Below are 16,816 nucleotides of genomic sequence, written 5' to 3'. Positions count from 1 at the left end.
GCCGCGCTCGCCGCGCGTTCCGCTATCCACGTTTGTCCGGGTACGGCTGCGTTAAGCGGCCGGTACAATCGACCGGACAGGCGCAGCAAGCCAAACGAAAAGCCGATTACAAGAGCGGGACACCATGGAACAGGACGACATCGTCGCCGCCTGGTCGGAGCGGATCGCCCGGGCCAGCGAGACCGGCGCGCCGCTGCGCATTCGCGGCGGCGGCACGAAAGACTGGTACGGCCAGACGCTCCAGGGAGAAATACTCGACACGCGCGCCTATCGTGGGATCATTTCGTACGATCCGGCGGAACTGGTCATCACTGCGAAAAGCGGAACGCCCCTTGCTGAAATCGAGGCTGCGTTAAGAGAACATGGCCAGATGCTGCCTTTCGAGCCTCCTCACTTCGGTCGCAATGCAACGTTCGGCGGCTGCATCGCGGCGGGCCTTGCCGGACCGCGCCGCGCGTGGACCGGCGCGGCGCGCGATTTCGTGCTCGGCGCGGCCGTGATGAACGGGCGCGGGCAAGTGCTGCGCTTCGGCGGGCAAGTGGTGAAGAACGTCGCGGGCTACGACGTCGCGCGGCTGCTCGCGGGATCGCTCGGCACGCTCGGACTGATTCTCGAACTCTCGGTGAAGGTGCTGCCGCGACCCGTCGCCGAAGCCACGCTCAAGTTCGACATGCACGCCACTGACGGCGTGCGCAAGCTCAACGAATGGGGCGGCCATCCGCTGCCGATCAGCGGCAGCGCGTGGCGCGACGGCACGCTCGCGCTGCGTCTCGCGGGCGCTGAAGCGGCCGTCAAGACCGCGCGCAATTCGCTCGGCGGCGAAGTGGTGGACGCGGTCGAAGCCGACCGCTTCTGGGTCGGCCTGCGCGAACAGACGGACCCGTTTTTCGCCGTGATCGAACCGCGCTCGGCGCTCTGGCGGCTCGCGCTGCCGTCGATTGCGGAGCCGCTGCATCTGCCGGGCGCGCAGCTCATGGAATGGGGCGGCGCCCAACGCTGGTGGATCACCGACACCGATCCGCAGACCGTGCGCATCAGCGCGAAGCAGGCCGGCGGTCACGCGACGATCTTCCGCGCGGGTTCCGCCTACGACCGCAACGCGGGCGTGTTCACGCCGCTGCCCGCGCCGCTCATGAAGATTCACCGCGGGTTGAAGGCCGCGTTCGATCCGGCGCGCATCTTCAACCGCGCCCGGCTTTATCCCGATTTTTAGGCGAACCGAGCAACGCGCAATGCAAACCAATCTCGCCGATTTCATCCGCGGCACCGCCGATGGCGACGAAGCCGACGCGATTCTCCGCAAGTGCGTCCACTGCGGTTTCTGCACGGCGACTTGCCCGACGTATCAGCTGCTCGGCGACGAACTCGACGGACCGCGCGGGCGCATCTATCTGATGAAGCAGATGTTCGAGGGCGCGCCCCCCACGCGCAGCACGCAGACGCATCTGGACCGGTGCCTCACGTGCCGCAACTGCGAGACCACGTGTCCGTCGGGCGTGCAGTACGGCAAGCTCGTCGAGATCGGGCGCAAGGTCGTCGAGCAGAAGGTCGAGCGGCCGATGCGTCAGCGCATTCAGCGCCGCTTTCTCGCGAGCTTTCTGCCGAACAGCACGCTCTTCACGCCGGCGATGAAGCTCGGGCAGCAAGTGCGCGGCGTGCTTCCGCGCACGCTGCGCGCGAAGATTCCGGTGCCCGAAAAGCCGCTCGCGCCGCCCACGCGCAAGCACGCGCGCAAGATGCTGATGCTCGCCGGCTGCGTGCAGCCCGCGATGATGCCGAACGTCAACACGGCGACGGCGCGCGTGTTCGATGCGCTCGGCATCGAGATCGTGACCGCGCCGAGCGCCGGCTGCTGCGGCGCGATTCGTCTGCATCTCGGCTACAACGATGACGCGCTCGACGACGTGCGCAACAACATCGACGCGTGGTGGCCGTACGTCGAAAGCGGCGTCGAGGCGATCGTGATGAACGCGTCGGGCTGCGGCGCGACGGTCAAGGAGTACGCGCACCTGCTGCGCAACGATCCGGCGTATGCGGACAGGGCGCGGCGCATTGTCGATCTGACGCGCGATCTGGCCGAGATTCTGCCGGCATTCGAAGAAGAACTCGTCGCGCTGGCGCGGCGGCGCGCGGTGCATACGGTGGCGTTTCATCCGCCGTGCACGTTGCAGCACGGGCAGCAGATTCGCGGGCGCGTCGAGCATCTTCTGACGGCGCTCGGTCTCGAAGTGCGCCTGCCTGCGGACGCGCACATGTGCTGCGGATCGGCCGGAACGTATTCGGTGCTGCAACCGAAGATGGCTTACGCGCTGCGCAACCAGAAGCTCGACCGGCTGGAAAAGACCGAGCCGCAGATGATCGTGTCGGCGAACGTCGGCTGCATCTCGCATCTGCAAAGCGGGACGTCCACGCCGGTGACGCACTGGATTCAGCTTTTGGAGCATCTGCTGTACGGCTAGGCGGATTCGTATAATGGCCCGATCCGCCATGAATGTCGCTCGCGCATGTCCATCGCTCAACATCTGGAAGAAGTCCGTCAACGGATCGCGCAGGCCGCCGAACGCGCGTCGCGCGATCCGGCGTCCGTCAAGCTGCTCGCCGTATCCAAGACCTTCCCCGCCGACGACGTGCGCGCCGCCTTCGATGCCGGCCAGCGCGCGTTCGGCGAGAATTACGTGCAGGAAGGCATCGTGAAGATCGCCGCCCTCGCCGACTTGCGCAGCCAGATCGAATGGCATTTCATCGGGCCGTTGCAATCGAACAAGACGAAGCTCGTCGCGGAGCAGTTCGACTGGGTGCATTCCATCGACCGCCTGAAGATCGCGGAACGCCTTTCCGCGCAGCGTCCCGAAGGCGCGACGCCGCTCAACGTGTGCGTGCAGGTGAACGTGAGCGGCGAGGCATCGAAAAGCGGCGTGGAGCCGCACGATGCCGCGGTGCTCGCGCATGCGGTGGCCAAGTTGCCCGGCCTGCGTCTGCGCGGGCTGATGTCGATTCCCGAACCCGCCGACACGCTCGACGCCCAGCGCGCCCCGCACGCGCGCCTGCGCGATCTGATGGATGCGTTGCGCGCCGACGGCCTCGAACTCGACACGCTCTCGATGGGCATGTCCGCCGATCTCGAAGCCGCCGTGCTCGAAGGCGCGACCATCGTGCGCATCGGCACCGCGATCTTCGGCAAGCGCACTTATAACCACTGACTCATCACTCACCATGAAAATCGCATTCATCGGCGGCGGCAACATGGCCGCGGCGCTCATCGGCGGTCTCATCAAACGCGGCGTCGCGCCTGCGGATATCTACGCCATCGACATCAACGACGAAGCGCGCGCGCGCACCGCGAAGCAATTCGGCATAAAGACGGGCGCGGCCATCGACGCGACACTCGCCGCCTACGACGCCATCCTGCTCGCGGTGAAGCCGCAGGTGCTCAGAGGCGTCGCCGAGGCGCTCGCGCCGCATCTCGCGCGGCAGACGGTCATCAGCATCGCGGCGGGCATCCGCGCGGCGGACCTCTCGCGGTGGCTCGGCGGCTACGCGAACGTGGTGCGCACCATGCCGAACACGCCCGCGCTCATCGGCATGGGCGTGACCGGGCTCGCCGCATTGCCGGGCGTGAGCGACGAGGCGAAGGCGCTTGCATCGCAAGTGCTGGAAGCGGTCGGCACGACCGTCTGGTTCGACGACGAAGCGAAGATCGACGCCGTCACCGCCATCTCGGGCAGCGGCCCGGCGTACGTGTTTTATTTCATCGAAGCGATGCAGGAAGCGGCGCGCGCCCTCGGCATGGACGAAGAGCAAGGCCGCGCGCTCGCGGTCGCGACGTTCACGGGCGCGGCGCAGCTCGCGGCGCAGTCGAGCGAACCGGCGAGCGTGCTGCGCGAGCGCGTGACATCGAAGGGCGGCACGACGGCGGCCGCGCTCGCAGCCTTCGATGCGCAAGGCGTGAAGGACGCGATCGTGCGCGGCGCGCTGGCGGCAGAAGCGCGGGCCAGGGAAATGGGCGATGAATTTGGAGCGCGTTGAGCGCCCAAGGACGCGGAGCACGGATTCGATCCTCTCGCCGTCGCGGCACGAGCGGCTGACGATCTGCCGAGCGATGCGCTGATCCGCTTGCGGTGGTCGTTGTCATCAACGGCCATCCTGCGGCGGTTCAAGCGGCAAGCAGGTGACCGATCGAGCGAAGCGGAAACTGCGTTGAAGGATGCTGAGAGGTTGTGCCCGCGCGATCTCAGCTTCCGATTGCGTATTGAAGCGCAATCCCCGCGAACAACACACCGCCGAGCCAATTGTTGTGCTTGAACGCGGCGAAGCACGCCATGCGCTCGCGGTCACGAATGAGCAAGTAGTGATACCCCGCGCAACCGGCCGCGCCGAGCCAGCCGAGCCAGTAAGGCCAGCCGAAGTGCAGCGTGATGCCGATGCCCGCATACACCGCGAGCGTCGCCGCATAGCACAGCATCACGGCGAGCACGTCATACCGGCCGAACGTCAGCGCGGACGTGCGAATGCCGATCTTGATGTCGTCGTCGCGATCGACCATCGCGTATTCCGTGTCGTACGCGACCGACCAGAACACGTTGGCCGCGAGCATGATCCACGCGAGCATCGGCACATGATCCTGCACGGCGGCGAACGCCATCGGAATGCCGAAGCCGAACGCGATGCCCAGATACGCCTGCGGAATCGCGAAGAATCGCTTGGTGAACGGATACGTGCCCGCGACGAACAGCGCGAAGACCGACAGTTCCTTCGTGAGCGCGTTGAGCGGCAGAATCAGCAGGAACGCGACGAGCGACAGCGCCGCCGCGAGCGCCACCGCTTCCCACGCGCGAATCTTCCCCGACGTGATCGGCCGCTCGGCGGTGCGCTTCACGTAGCGGTCGAAGTCGCGGTCCGCGTAATCGTTGATCGCGCAGCCCGCCGAGCGCATCAAAAGCGTGCCGATTGCGAAGATCACGATCAGCATCGGCGATGGCCGGCCATCCGACGCGATCCATAACGCGTTGAGCGTCGGCCACAAGAGCAGCAGGCTGCCGATGGGCTTGTCCAGGCGCACGAGGCGCATATAGAGCGGGAGACGGGCGAGCATGGAAGGCGGCCGGAACGGAAGAGCAGATATTTTAGTCCAGCGCTGCGCGCCGCTCTGAAAAGCAAAAACCCGTGCAGTACATCGCACGGGTTTCATAAACGGACGAGAGAACCGCTTTACGCGAGCATCGAGCGCAGCATCCACGCGGTCTTTTCGTGCGTCTGCATGCGCTGCGTGAGCAGGTCGGCGGTGGGCTCGTCGTTGGCGGCTTCGGTCGCCGGGAAAATCTCGCGCGCCGTGCGCACCACCGCTTCCTGACCTTCGACCAGTTGGCGGATCATGTCTTCGGCGTCGGGCACGCCTTCGGCTTCCGGAATCGACGAGAGCTTCGCGAAGTCGCGATAGCTGCCCGGCGCGTGCACGCCGAGCGCGCGAATGCGTTCAGCGATCGAATCGACGGCCGTAGCCAGTTCCGTGTATTGCGTCTCGAACATCAGGTGCAGCGTGTTGAACATCGGCCCCGTGACGTTCCAGTGAAAGTTGTGCGTCTTCAGGTACAACGTGTAGGTGTCCGCGAGCAGCCGGGACAGCCCATCGGCGATCCGCTTGCGGTCTTTGTCGTTGATGCCGATGTTGACGGCAGGTGCAATGCCTTTTTTCGCCATGATGACTCCGTGAAAGAGTGATTCGAACGTGGTGCGCCGCGCGTGACGCATTGATTCGCCGCGCGGCGTTTCGAGCGATCGACAGTGTATCTTAGAAACGCGGCGGTTTCCTTGTGCAGCAAGGCTTCGAAGCCTTATGCCGCATGCCTGCGCTCCCCAGGTGGTCTCAAGCGAACCCGCCCGCGCCATGCAGCGCGCTTGCGACGACGAGTCCGTACGCCGCCGCCACGATTCCGAATGCAGCTGCGACGCGCGCACCGCGCGTTGCCCGGCGGCTCGTCGCTTCCAGGCGCTCCACCGCCTGGCCGATGATGTTCAGTGTCTGGGTCATGATCTTTCTCCTGCTTTCCCGTTCGACCGTTGCCGCCGCGCCTGTCACGCGAGTCACACAGCGGCCGTATCTTCCTCGTCGATGTCCTTGTTCACGTCGACCCGCTGCCCGATGCGGGCGAGCGCATCGACGACGCCTTGCGCATAAGCCGGATCGGCGCGGCGGAAGTGCTCGATCTGCCGCGCGACGATCTCGTCCGGCACGCCGTGAATGTGCCGCGCGATGTTGCCGAAGAGACGCTCGCGCTGCGCGTCGTCGAACAGGCGGAAGAGCGCGCCCGGCTGGCTGTAGTAGTCGTCGTCCTCGCGATGGTCGTAACGATCGACCGCGCCCGCCGCGAGCGGCGGCTCGTTGACGCTCGCGTCCTGAGCGAAGTCGCCGAAGCGATTCGGCTCGTAGTTCACGCGGCCGCCGAGATTGCCGTCGACGCGCATGCCGCCATCGCGGTGAAACGGATTCGCCACCGGCGTGCGCGGCGCGTTCACCGGAATCTGATGGTGATTGATGCCGAGGCGATAGCGTTGCGTGTCGCCGTACGAGAAGAGCCGCCCCTGCAACAGCCGGTCCGGCGAAAAGCCGATGCCCGGCACGACGTTCGCCGGCGTGAAGGCCGACTGCTCTACCTCCGCGAAGTAGTTCTGCGCGTTGCGGTTCAGTTCGATCACGCCGACATCGATCAGCGGATAGTCCTGGTGCGGCCACACCTTGGTGATGTCGAACGGATTGAAGCGGTACGTCGCTGCGTCCGCTTCCGGCATGATCTGCACGCGGAAATTCCAGCGCGGGAAGTTGCCACGGTCGATGTTCTCGACCAGATCGCGCTGCGCGCTTTCGCGGTCGGCGGCGATCACGGCGGCCGCTTCGGCATCCGTGAAGTTTTCGAGCGGCTGCTGCGACTTGAAGTGGAACTTCACGTAGAAGCGCTCGTTATCCGCGTTGATGAACGAGAAGGTGTGCGAACCGAAGCCGTGCATCTGCCGATAATTCTTCGGGATGCCGCGATCGCTCATCAAAATGGTCACCTGATGCAGCGATTCCGGATGACGCGACCAGAAGTCCCACGCCGCCACGTTGCTGCGCAAGTTGGTGTACGGATCGCGCTTTTGCGTATGGATGAAGTCGGGAAACTTGAGCGGATCGCGGATGAAAAACACCGGCGTGTTATTGCCGACCACGTCCCAGTTGCCCTCTTCCGTGTAGAACTTGATGGAGAAGCCGCGCACGTCGCGCTCGGCATCGGCCGCGCCGCGCTCGCCGGCCACCGTCGAAAAGCGCATGAAAATGGGCGTTTCCTTGCCGATTTCGTTGAAGAGCTTCGCCTTCGTGTAGCGGGAGATGTCGTGCGTCACGCGCAACGTGCCGAACGCGCCCGAACCCTTCGCATGCACGCGGCGCTCAGGGATGACTTCGCGATCGAAGTGCGCGAGCTTCTCGATGAGCCAGAAATCCTGCAGCGTCACGGGGCCGCGCGGGCCGGCGGTCTGCGAGTTCTGGTTGTCTCCTACGGGCGCGCCGCTGGCGGTGGTGAGTCGTTGGGTCGTCATCGCGATACTCCGTGGTTTGTGTTGGCTTGGGATGAAGAAGGCGTCACGCGGTGCGGGCGAAGGCAGCAAGGACGTCGAGCGCGACGGCGCGCAGTTCGGACCACGGCGTTGCTGCGGAAGCGGCGCGGGATGCGGCGGGCTGGCGGGAGGTCATCGCTCTGTTCCTCTTGTCTTGTCGGAGCCGGGCGGCTCTCTGGGAACAGAGCTTATCAAAACTATCGGATCTCGCTATTCGATTAATTTTATTTATCCGATAGGCCGGTCACGCGGAGGGAGGACGGCGCATCGCGCCGTCGATGCGTCAACTGTTGCCGAGCGGGTCGGAGCCGTAGCGATTCACGCCTTGCGTGCCGCGAGAGCAGATCCACACCAGCAACAAAATACTGCCGATGACGGGAATGCAGCCGATGAAATAAAACCAACCTGAACGGTCAGTGTCGTGCAGTCTGCGCACGGTGACAGCGAGACCCGGTATCACCATTATTAGAACAACGACCAGGCCGATCAAAATGCCGACTGCCGCATTCTTGGCCATTTCGGCAAGCACGCCTGCGCCGATCCCAACGAAAAACATGAAGAGTTGAAAGTACCAATATTCCGCGCGACGCGCACGGCCTGCAAAGGTCGCAAATTTCTCGATTAACGAGACGCGAACCGCCTCAAAAAAGCCCATTGTTATCCTCGTCTTGTAGAGGCGCGACGGAACTGCCGCGCCGGGTGTCGGATTTTAGGGCGCGGTACAGCGCGTATTTATCGAGAAAGCGAAGACCAATAAAAAACTACAAAGCCAAAATAAAAAACCGCGCCTCTTTCGAGAGCGCGGTTCAAATCAAACCGAAAGCCGAAGTCGCTTAATTCACCGCCACCGGCATATCCAGCTTTTTAACGCCCGGCAAATCGCAAGCGGCAATTGCATCGGAGATGGCGTCGATTGCCGGCATCCGCGTGAAACTCTTTCGCCACGCGAGCACCACGCGCCGGTCCGGCACCGGTTCGTCGAAAGGGACGTAACTGAGCAGGCCGGAGTCGATGCCCGGCGCGTGCGGCTTCACTTCCATGACCGACATGCGCGGCAGGACCGTGATGCCGACGCCGCTCGCGACCATATGCCGAATCGTTTCCAGCGACGAGCCTTCGAACGTCTTCTGAATGCCGTCGGCGTTCTGCGAGAAGCGCATCAGTTCCGGGCACACGCCGAGCACATGATCGCGGAAGCAATGGCCGCTGCCGAGCAGCAGCATGGTTTCCTGCTTCAGATCGTCCGGGTCGATTTTGCTGCGGTTCTCCCACGCGTGGCCCGACGGCATCGCGACGACGAACGGTTCGTCGTAGAGCGCGCGCACCATCAGCCCGGTTTCGGGAAACGGCAGCGCCATGATGGCGACGTCGATCTCGCCTTGCTTCAGAAGCTCGATCAGCTTGAGCGTGTAATTTTCCTGCAGCATGAGCGGCATCTGCGGGACCGACTTGATCATCTGCTTGACGAGCGTCGGCAGCAGATACGGCCCGATGGTGTAGATGACGCCCAGACGCAGCGGCCCGACGAGCGGATCCTTGCCCTGCTTGGCGATTTCCTTGATCGCGAGCGTCTGTTCGAGCACGCGCTGCGCCTGCGTGACGATCTGCTCGCCGATCGGCGTGACGCTGACCTCGCTCGTGCCGCGCTCGAAGATCTGCACGTTCAGCTCGTCTTCGAGCTTCTTGATTGCCACCGACAGCGTCGGCTGGCTGACGAAGCACGCTTCGGCGGCGCGGCCGAAGTGCCGCTCGCGCGCCACCGCGACGATGTACTTCAATTCAGTGAGCGTCATTGGGGACCAATGGAAGACATGGATTCAATAGGTTTGAGTTATACACCCGCGAATGCCGGTTCGACAACTCGTCGTTGACTCGTCGTTGACCGGCGAATCAAATAGGGACCGACGAAACGCCGGCAAGTTCGCGGCCTAAGCCTTCAGATACTGCTCGCGTGCGCCGAGCCAGCGGGCGAGATGCCGTTCGACGGCCTCCGGGAACGCGTCGAGCATCTGTTGGGCCGCCTCGCGCGCAGGCTCGATCAGCCAGCCGTCCTGCTCCAGGCTTGCGAAGCGCAGCATCGCCTCGCCCGACTGACGCGCGCCCAGGAATTCGCCGGGACCGCGTATTTCCAGATCGCGGCGCGCGATCTCGAAGCCGTCGGTGGTTTCGCGCATCGTCTGCAAGCGGGCGCGCGCCGTCTGCGAGAGCGGATTCGAATACATCAGCACGCACACGGACGCCGCGCTGCCCCGCCCCACGCGCCCGCGCAACTGATGCAACTGCGCGAGGCCGAAGCGTTCGGCGTGCTCGATCACCATCAGCGACGCGTTCGGGACGTCCACGCCCACTTCGATCACGGTGGTCGCGACGAGCAACTGCACTTCGTTGCGCGAGAAGGCGTCCATGACGGCGGCTTTCTCGGCGGGCGCGAGCCGCCCGTGAACCAGCCCGACGCGCAGTTCGGGCAGCGCGGCAACGAGCGTTTCGTACGTCTCGACGGCCGTCTGCAACTGCAAGGTCTCGCTTTCCTCGATCAGCGGACACACCCAGTAGACCTGCCGCCCGGTCAGCGCCGCCTCGCGCACGCGGCCGATGATCTCGTCGCGCCGCCCGTCCGACACGACCTTGGTGAGAATCGGCGTGCGGCCCGGCGGCAGTTCGTCGATGGTGGAAACGTCGAGGTCCGCGTAGTACGTCATCGCGAGCGTGCGGGGAATCGGCGTGGCCGACATCATCAGTTGATGCGGCTGGAAGTCGCGCGCGCCGTCCGACGCGTTTTGCGCCTTCGCCCGCAGCGCGAGCCGCTGCGCGACGCCGAAGCGATGCTGCTCGTCCACGATCACGAGGCCGAGACGCGCGAATTCCACCGTGTCCTGAATGATCGCGTGCGTGCCGATGACGAGTTGCGCCGTGCCGAGCGCCGCCGCCTCGCTCGCGGCGCGCTTTTCCTTCGCCTTCAGACTGCCCGCGAGCCACGCCACCGACACGCCGAGCGGTTCCAGCCAGCCGCGCAGCTTGCGCGCGTGCTGTTCCGCGAGAATTTCGGTCGGCGCCATCAGCGCGGCCTGATAACCGGCGTCGATGGCCTGCGCCGCCGCGAGCGCCGCCACGATGGTCTTGCCGCTGCCGACATCGCCCTGAAGCAGCCGCTGCATCGGATGCGCGAGCGTCAGTTCGCCCGCGATTTCCGCCACGACGCGCTCCTGCGCGCCGGTCAGCCTGAACGGCAGCGCATGCAACAGACGCGCGACGAGCGAACCGGCATCGCTGGCGGTGCGGCGCGGCATCGCGGGCGCGGCGCGCGTGCGGCGCTCGGCGTGCGCGCGCTTCAGCGACAGCTGCTGCGCGAGCAGTTCCTCGAACTTGATGCGCGTCCACGCCGGATGCGTGCCGTCGATGAGCGCGGTTTCGTCCGAATCCGCGCGCGGATGATGCAGCGTCTTCACCGCGTCGAGCAGGCCCGGCAGATTCAGCGGCGCGAGATGCGCGCGCGCCACCGGGTCCGGCAATAGCTCCGGCAACGAGACGCGAGTGAGCGCGTTGTCGATCGCCTTGCGCAGATACGCCTGCGAAATGCCCGCCGTCGACGGATAAACGGGCGTGAGCGCTTGTGGCAGCGGCGTATCGCCATCGACCGGGCGCACCGCCGGATGCACCATCTCCAGCCCGAAGAAGCCGCCTCGCACGTCGCCGCGCACGCGCAGGCGCGTGCCGATGGCCATTTGCTTGACTTGCGAGCCGTAGAAGTTGAGAAAGCGCAGCGTGAGTTCGTCGCCGGCGTCGTCGTGAATCTTGACGAGCAATTGCCTTCGCGGCCGATACGCAATCTCGTTGTCGAACACGATGCCTTCCGTCTGCGCGATGTCGCCGGGAATCAGTTCGGCGATCGGCGTGAGCGAGGTTTCGTCCTCATAGCGCATCGGCAGATGCAGCACCAGGTCGATGTCCGACTTGAGGCCGAGCTTCGCGAGCTTGTCCGCGGTCTTGACGACGGGCTTTGCCTTCTTCGCCGCGTCGTCGCCGGTTTTCGCGCGCTTGGCCGCCGGCGCGGCTGCGAGCGCGGCGCCAGGTTCGGCGCTGGAAAGCGCATCGGCCGGGGATGACAGGCGACGGTCGGACAAGGGCATCTAATCTCTTCGCAAGTACAATGTGAGGTTTGTTCGGCGCTGGTGCCTGTTTTCAGCTTCGTTCGCACGACTTCAAGCCATGTTCACGCTTTCCGATTTCGATTTTAATCTGCCGCCCGAGCTGATCGCGCAGAGCGCGCTCGCCGAGCGCAGCGCGAGCCGCCTGCTCGAAGTGGACAACAGCGCCTCGCCGGCCACGCTCATCGACCGGCGCTTTTCCGAACTGCCCGACCTGATTCAGCCGGGCGACCTGCTCGTATTCAACGATACCAAAGTCCTGAAGGCGCGGTTCTTCGGCCAGAAGGCCAGTGGCGGGCGCGTGGAAGTGCTGATCGAGCGCCTCACCGGCCCGACGACCGCGCTCGCCCAGATTCGCGCGAGCAAGAGCCCGACGGCGGGCAGCACGATCAAGCTCGCGGACGCGTTCGACGTCACTGTCGGCGAGCGCGTCGAGCCGTTCTACACGCTACATTTTCCGGCCGATTGCCTGACGCTCATCGAGCAATACGGGCGCTTGCCGCTGCCGCCGTATATCGAGCACGACGCCGACGCCTACGACGAATCGCGCTACCAGACCGTCTATGCCGCGAACCCCGGCGCGGTGGCCGCGCCCACGGCCGGCCTGCATTTCGACGACGCCCTCTTCGCCCGGCTGGATGCGCGCGGCGTCGAACGCGCGACGCTCACGCTGCACGTCGGCGCGGGCACGTTCCAGCCGGTGCGCGTCGACAACATCGCCGAGCACAAGATGCATAGCGAGTGGTACGCGCTGCCGCAGTCGCTCGTGGATCGCATCGCGGCCGTGAAGGCGCGCGGCAATCGCGTGATCGCCGTCGGCACGACGTCGATGCGCGCGCTCGAAGCCGCCGCCCGCGACGCGGCCGAGGCCGGCCGGCCGCTCGCGGCGACCAGCGCGGAAACCGATATTTTCATCACGCCGGGCTACGAATTCCGCATCGTCGACCGGCTGATTACCAACTTCCATCTGCCGAAATCGACGCTGATGATGCTCGTCTCCGCGTTCGCCGGCATGGAGACGATCCGCGAGGCGTACCGTCACGCGATCGAGGCGCGTTACCGCTTTTTCAGCTACGGCGACGCGATGCTGCTCACGCGCGCCTGATTTCTTAACCCGACGCGCCGGACTGTTCTCCGGTAGCACAGGAACCTACATGACCGAGAATCACACCCCGCCGGACAACGGCCTCAAGTTCGAACTGCTGACGACCGACGGCCAGGCGCGCCGCGGCCGCCTCACGCTCAATCACGGCGTGATCGAAACGCCGATCTTCATGCCGGTCGGCACGTACGGCACCGTGAAGGCGATTCAGCCGCGCGAGCTCGAAGAGATTCGCGCGCAGATCATTCTCGGCAACACGTTTCACCTCTGGCTGCGCCCGGGACTGGAGACGATCGGCGCGCACGGCGGCCTGCATCGCTTCATGGGCTGGGACCGGCCGATTCTCACCGACTCCGGCGGCTTCCAGGTGTTTTCGCTCGGCGATTTGCGCAAGATCACCGAAGATGGCGTCACGTTCGCGTCGCCGATCAACGGCGACCGGCTGTTCCTGTCGCCCGAAGTGTCGATGCAGATCCAGAAGGTGCTGAACTCGGACATCGTCATGCAGTTCGACGAATGCACGCCGTACGCGACCAACGGCGTGCCGACCTCGCACCAGGAAGCCGCCGACTCCATGCGCATGTCGATGCGCTGGGCGAAGCGTTCCATCGACGAATTCACGCGGCTCGGCAACCCGAATGCGCTTTTCGGCATCGTGCAGGGCGGCATGTTCGAAGATCTGCGCGACGAATCGCTGGCCGGGCTTTCGGACATCGGCTTTCACGGTTTCGCCATCGGCGGGCTGTCCGTCGGGGAGCCGAAGGAAGACATGATGCGCGTCTTGAACCACATCGGGCCGAAACTGCCTGCCGACAAGCCGCATTACCTGATGGGCGTCGGCACGCCGGAGGATCTCGTGGCGGGCGTGGCGGCGGGCGTCGACATGTTCGACTGCGTGATGCCCACGCGCAACGCGCGCAACGGCTGGCTTTTCACGCGCTTCGGCGATCTGAAGATCAAGAACGCGACGCACAAGAATTCGATGAAACCGCTCGACGAAAGCTGCGGCTGCTACACCTGCCGTAACTTCACGCGGGCGTATCTGCATCATCTGCATCGCGTGGGCGAAATTCTCGGCGCGCAGTTGAACACAATCCACAACCTGCACTACTACCTGCAATTGATCGGCGAAGTGCGCGAGTCGATCGAAAATCACAGCTTCGAGGCGTTCCGCAAGACGTTTGCGGAAAACCGCGCGCGCGGGGTCGACCAACTTACGCCAGCCGTCGCGCCGCTCGCATTACAATCACCTTTCTAACACTCGCCCGAACGGCCCGCGCGCGGGCCTAACGGCTTGATGCCAAAGCGCATTCCGGCGTCTTGCCGGCATGGGCGGGTGGTAGAATGTCGGGCTAATTTCCAAGCCGGTTTTTGAATCGCAATTTCGACGTATTTTCGACGTATAACGGAGAGACCAACGTGTCGTTCATTTCGAATGCCTTTGCACAAGGCGCCACCGCGGGCAGCGCGGAATCGAGCCTGATGAGCTTCCTGCCCCTGATCCTGATGTTCGCGGTGCTGTATTTCATCATGATCCGTCCGCAGATGAAGCGTCAGAAGGAGCATCGCAACATGCTGGCCGCCATGGCCAAGGGCGACGAAGTGGTGACCAACGGCGGCATCGTCGGCAAGGTGACGAAGGTGTCGGAAGCGTATGTCGGCGTCGAAATCGCCGAAGGCACGGAAATCACCGTGCAGAAGGCCTCCGTCACGACTATTCTCCCGAAGGGCACCATCAAGTCGCTGTAAGGCCAGATTCTTTCGCGTCCGGCGCGGCCTCGCTCCGCGCCCTCCGAGTCACACGAGTCACTCAACCGGCTCGTCGCGCATAACGCCGGACGCCCTCTCCCCCGAAGCCAACTTTCTGTTCGGCCATCCCCATGAATCGTTATCCCCTTTGGAAGTATGTCGTGATGCTGGTGGCGCTCGTCATCGGTCTCGTGTACACGCTTCCCAATTTCTTCGGCGAAGCGCCCGCCGTGCAGGTGTCGAGCGGCAAGGCGACCGTCAAGCTGGATTCGTCCACGCTCGCGAATGTGGAAGGCGCGCTCGCCGCGAGCCACATCACGGCGGACGAAGTCACGTTCGACAACTCGCAGGCCAACGCGAACATCCGCGTGCGCCTGAAGGACACCGACACGCAGTTGCGCGTGAAGGACCTGCTGACCAAAACGCTCAACAGCGACCCGACCGATCCGCAATACATCGTCGCGCTGAATCTGCAGAGCGCCTCGCCGCGCTGGCTGACGGCCCTGCACGCGCTGCCGATGTACCTCGGTCTCGACTTGCGCGGCGGCGTGCACTTCCTGCTTCAGGTGGACATGGCCGGCGCGCTGAACAAGAAGCTCGATTCGGACGCAGCCGACGCCCGCACGTATCTGCGCGATCGCAACATTCGCGATGGCGGCGTGAATCGCGTGGGGCAATCGGTCGTCGTGAATTTCTCGGATCAGGCGGTCGCGGACAACGCGCGCAACCTGCTTTCCACGGGCGTCTCCGAGTTGCAATGGACGACGCGCCAGGGCGGCGACGGCGTTCAGGTGGTCGGCACCTTCTCGGCGGACACGCAGAAGACGGTGGAGGACGGCGCGCTCAAGCAGAACATCACGACGCTGCATAACCGCGTGAACGAGCTCGGCGTCGCGGAGCCGGTAATTCAGCAACAAGGCGCGGACCGCATCGTGGTCGAGCTGCCGGGCGTGCAGGACACGGCGAAGGCGAAGGACATCATCGGCCGCACCGCGACGCTCGAAGCGCGCCTCGCGGACCCGGTCAACACATACGCCTCGGGCGCGAACGACCCCGTTCCTCCCGGCGACGAAGCGTTCAAGCAAGGCGACCGCACCGTGTTTCTGCGCAAGCAGGTGATCTTCACGGGCGACCGCATCATCGACGCGTCCGCAGGCTTCGACGATCACCAGCGTCCGTCCGTGAACATTCGTCTCGATTCGGCCGGCGGGCGCGCGGTGGGCGCGGTCTCGCGCGACAACATCGGCAAGCCGATGGCGATGGTACTCTTCGAAAAGGGCAAGGGCGAAGTGCTGACGGTCGCGACCATCCAGTCCGAACTGGGCGACCGCTTCCAGATCACCGGTCAGCCGACCCCGCAGGCCGCCACCGACCTCGCGCTGCTCCTGCGCGCCGGCTCGCTCGCCGCGCCGATGGACATCATCGAGGAACGCACGGTCGGCCCGAGCCTCGGCGCGGACAACATCAAGAAGGGCTTCGATTCGGTCACGTACGGTTTCGCCGCGATCGCCGTCTTCATGACCGTGTACTACCTGCTGTTCGGCCTGATCTCGATGCTCTCGCTGTCGGTGAACCTGCTGCTGCTCGTCGCGATTCTCTCGATGCTGCAAGCCACGCTGACGCTGCCGGGCATTGCCGCTATCGCGCTCGCGCTCGGTATGGCGATCGACGCGAACGTGCTGATCAACGAGCGCATCCGCGAAGAGCTGCGCAACGGCGCGCCGCCGCAGACCGCGATCCAGGAAGGCTTCAAGCACGCGTGGGCGACGATTCTCGATTCGAACGTCACCACGCTGATCGCCGGTCTCGCGCTGCTCGCGTTCGGCTCCGGCCCGGTGCGCGGCTTCGCGGTCGTGCACTGCATCGGCATTCTGACGTCCATGTTCTCGGCCGTGTTCTTCTCGCGCGGTCTCGTGAACCTGTGGTACGGCGGCAAGAAGAAGCTGAAGTCGCTGGCTATCGGGCAAGTGTGGCGTCCGGAAGGCGCGAGCGCTGAGTCCGCCGCTGCGGCGTATCTCGCGGCGCAGCAGGACCATGAAGCGGTCGCCGAGGAAGTCGTTCCGGCCGCCCGCAGCAAGGCCAAGGCGCGCGCCGCAGCGGCCGCGCCGCGCGCGAGCGCTCAGACGGCCCCGCGCACCGGCAAGCCGACCGTGCGCCGCCGCTCGGGCCCCGGCATCGATCAACAGAAACCGGGCCAGTCCGTTAAGCCCTGAGCCCCGGAGAAACGAAA

At 64.9% G+C, this 16,816-nt stretch carries 15 protein-coding genes; 8 read left to right on the top strand and 7 right to left on the bottom strand.

Features of this window, described 5'->3' with window-relative positions; all coding sequences use genetic code 11:
• Positions 1–124 precede the first annotated feature (124 nt).
• From glcE to proC, 4 genes are read left to right on the top strand one after another with little or no spacing between them, the layout of a single operon-like run.
• Positions 125–1,213, top strand: a complete 1,089-nt coding sequence (gene glcE / locus NCR35_RS03310; protein WP_250533042.1) for a glycolate oxidase subunit GlcE — start codon at positions 125–127, stop codon at positions 1,211–1,213.
• Between the two features lie 19 nt (positions 1,214–1,232).
• Entirely contained in the window at positions 1,233–2,459 is a 1,227-nt protein-coding gene (glcF, locus tag NCR35_RS03305; protein WP_250533041.1) for a glycolate oxidase subunit GlcF, read from the top strand.
• 45 nt (positions 2,460–2,504) lie between these two features.
• The gene (locus tag NCR35_RS03300; RefSeq protein ID WP_250533040.1) at positions 2,505–3,200 is read left to right on the top strand and encodes a YggS family pyridoxal phosphate-dependent enzyme; all 696 of its coding nucleotides are present in this window, start codon (positions 2,505–2,507) and stop codon (positions 3,198–3,200) included.
• 13 nt (positions 3,201–3,213) lie between these two features.
• Positions 3,214–4,026, top strand: a complete 813-nt coding sequence (gene proC / locus NCR35_RS03295) for a pyrroline-5-carboxylate reductase (protein WP_250533039.1) — start codon at positions 3,214–3,216, stop codon at positions 4,024–4,026.
• A gap of 205 nt (positions 4,027–4,231) precedes the next feature.
• Here the strand turns inward: proC and ubiA are convergent, their stop codons facing one another.
• The 7 genes from ubiA to recG form a co-directional block, all read right to left on the bottom strand.
• The gene (gene ubiA / locus NCR35_RS03290) at positions 4,232–5,092 is read right to left on the bottom strand and encodes a 4-hydroxybenzoate octaprenyltransferase (protein WP_250533038.1); all 861 of its coding nucleotides are present in this window, start codon (positions 5,090–5,092) and stop codon (positions 4,232–4,234) included.
• Between the two features lie 116 nt (positions 5,093–5,208).
• Entirely contained in the window at positions 5,209–5,697 is a 489-nt protein-coding gene (locus tag NCR35_RS03285) for a Dps family protein (protein ID WP_175939482.1), read from the bottom strand.
• A gap of 166 nt (positions 5,698–5,863) precedes the next feature.
• Positions 5,864–6,028, bottom strand: coding sequence for a hypothetical protein (locus NCR35_RS03280; RefSeq protein WP_250533037.1), 165 nt, complete (start codon positions 6,026–6,028; stop codon positions 5,864–5,866).
• Between the two features lie 53 nt (positions 6,029–6,081).
• Entirely contained in the window at positions 6,082–7,572 is a 1,491-nt protein-coding gene (locus NCR35_RS03275) for a catalase (protein WP_250533036.1), read from the bottom strand.
• A 301-nt stretch (positions 7,573–7,873) separates the two neighbouring features.
• The gene (locus NCR35_RS03270; RefSeq protein WP_250533035.1) at positions 7,874–8,245 is read right to left on the bottom strand and encodes a DUF805 domain-containing protein; all 372 of its coding nucleotides are present in this window, start codon (positions 8,243–8,245) and stop codon (positions 7,874–7,876) included.
• A gap of 178 nt (positions 8,246–8,423) precedes the next feature.
• On the bottom strand, positions 8,424–9,383 hold the full coding sequence (locus NCR35_RS03265; protein WP_175939478.1) for a hydrogen peroxide-inducible genes activator: 960 nt from the start codon (positions 9,381–9,383) through the stop codon (positions 8,424–8,426).
• 135 nt (positions 9,384–9,518) lie between these two features.
• Positions 9,519–11,717, bottom strand: a complete 2,199-nt coding sequence (gene recG, locus NCR35_RS03260; RefSeq protein ID WP_250533034.1) for an ATP-dependent DNA helicase RecG — start codon at positions 11,715–11,717, stop codon at positions 9,519–9,521.
• Positions 11,718–11,796: 79 nt separating this feature from the next.
• On the opposite strand from recG, the gene queA reads away from it, so the two are divergent.
• The 4 genes from queA to secD all read left to right on the top strand — a co-directional run bounded on the left by queA (position 11,797) and on the right by secD (position 16,799).
• Positions 11,797–12,840: a tRNA preQ1(34) S-adenosylmethionine ribosyltransferase-isomerase QueA gene (queA, locus tag NCR35_RS03255; RefSeq protein ID WP_250533033.1), complete on the top strand. Its 1,044-nt coding sequence runs from the start codon at positions 11,797–11,799 to the stop codon at positions 12,838–12,840.
• Between the two features lie 49 nt (positions 12,841–12,889).
• Complete coding sequence (gene tgt / locus NCR35_RS03250) at positions 12,890–14,095, top strand: tRNA guanosine(34) transglycosylase Tgt (RefSeq protein ID WP_250533032.1); 1,206 nt, start codon at positions 12,890–12,892, stop codon at positions 14,093–14,095.
• A 161-nt stretch (positions 14,096–14,256) separates the two neighbouring features.
• Complete coding sequence (yajC, locus tag NCR35_RS03245) at positions 14,257–14,586, top strand: preprotein translocase subunit YajC (RefSeq protein ID WP_159835259.1); 330 nt, start codon at positions 14,257–14,259, stop codon at positions 14,584–14,586.
• A 131-nt stretch (positions 14,587–14,717) separates the two neighbouring features.
• The gene (gene secD, locus NCR35_RS03240; protein WP_250533031.1) at positions 14,718–16,799 is read left to right on the top strand and encodes a protein translocase subunit SecD; all 2,082 of its coding nucleotides are present in this window, start codon (positions 14,718–14,720) and stop codon (positions 16,797–16,799) included.
• The last annotated feature ends 17 nt before the right edge of the window (positions 16,800–16,816 follow it).

Source organism: Caballeronia sp. AZ10_KS36 (assembly GCF_023631105.1).
In the GTDB taxonomy this organism is placed as follows: domain Bacteria; phylum Pseudomonadota; class Gammaproteobacteria; order Burkholderiales; family Burkholderiaceae; genus Caballeronia.
This window is presented reverse-complemented; position numbering and strand designations above follow the sequence as displayed.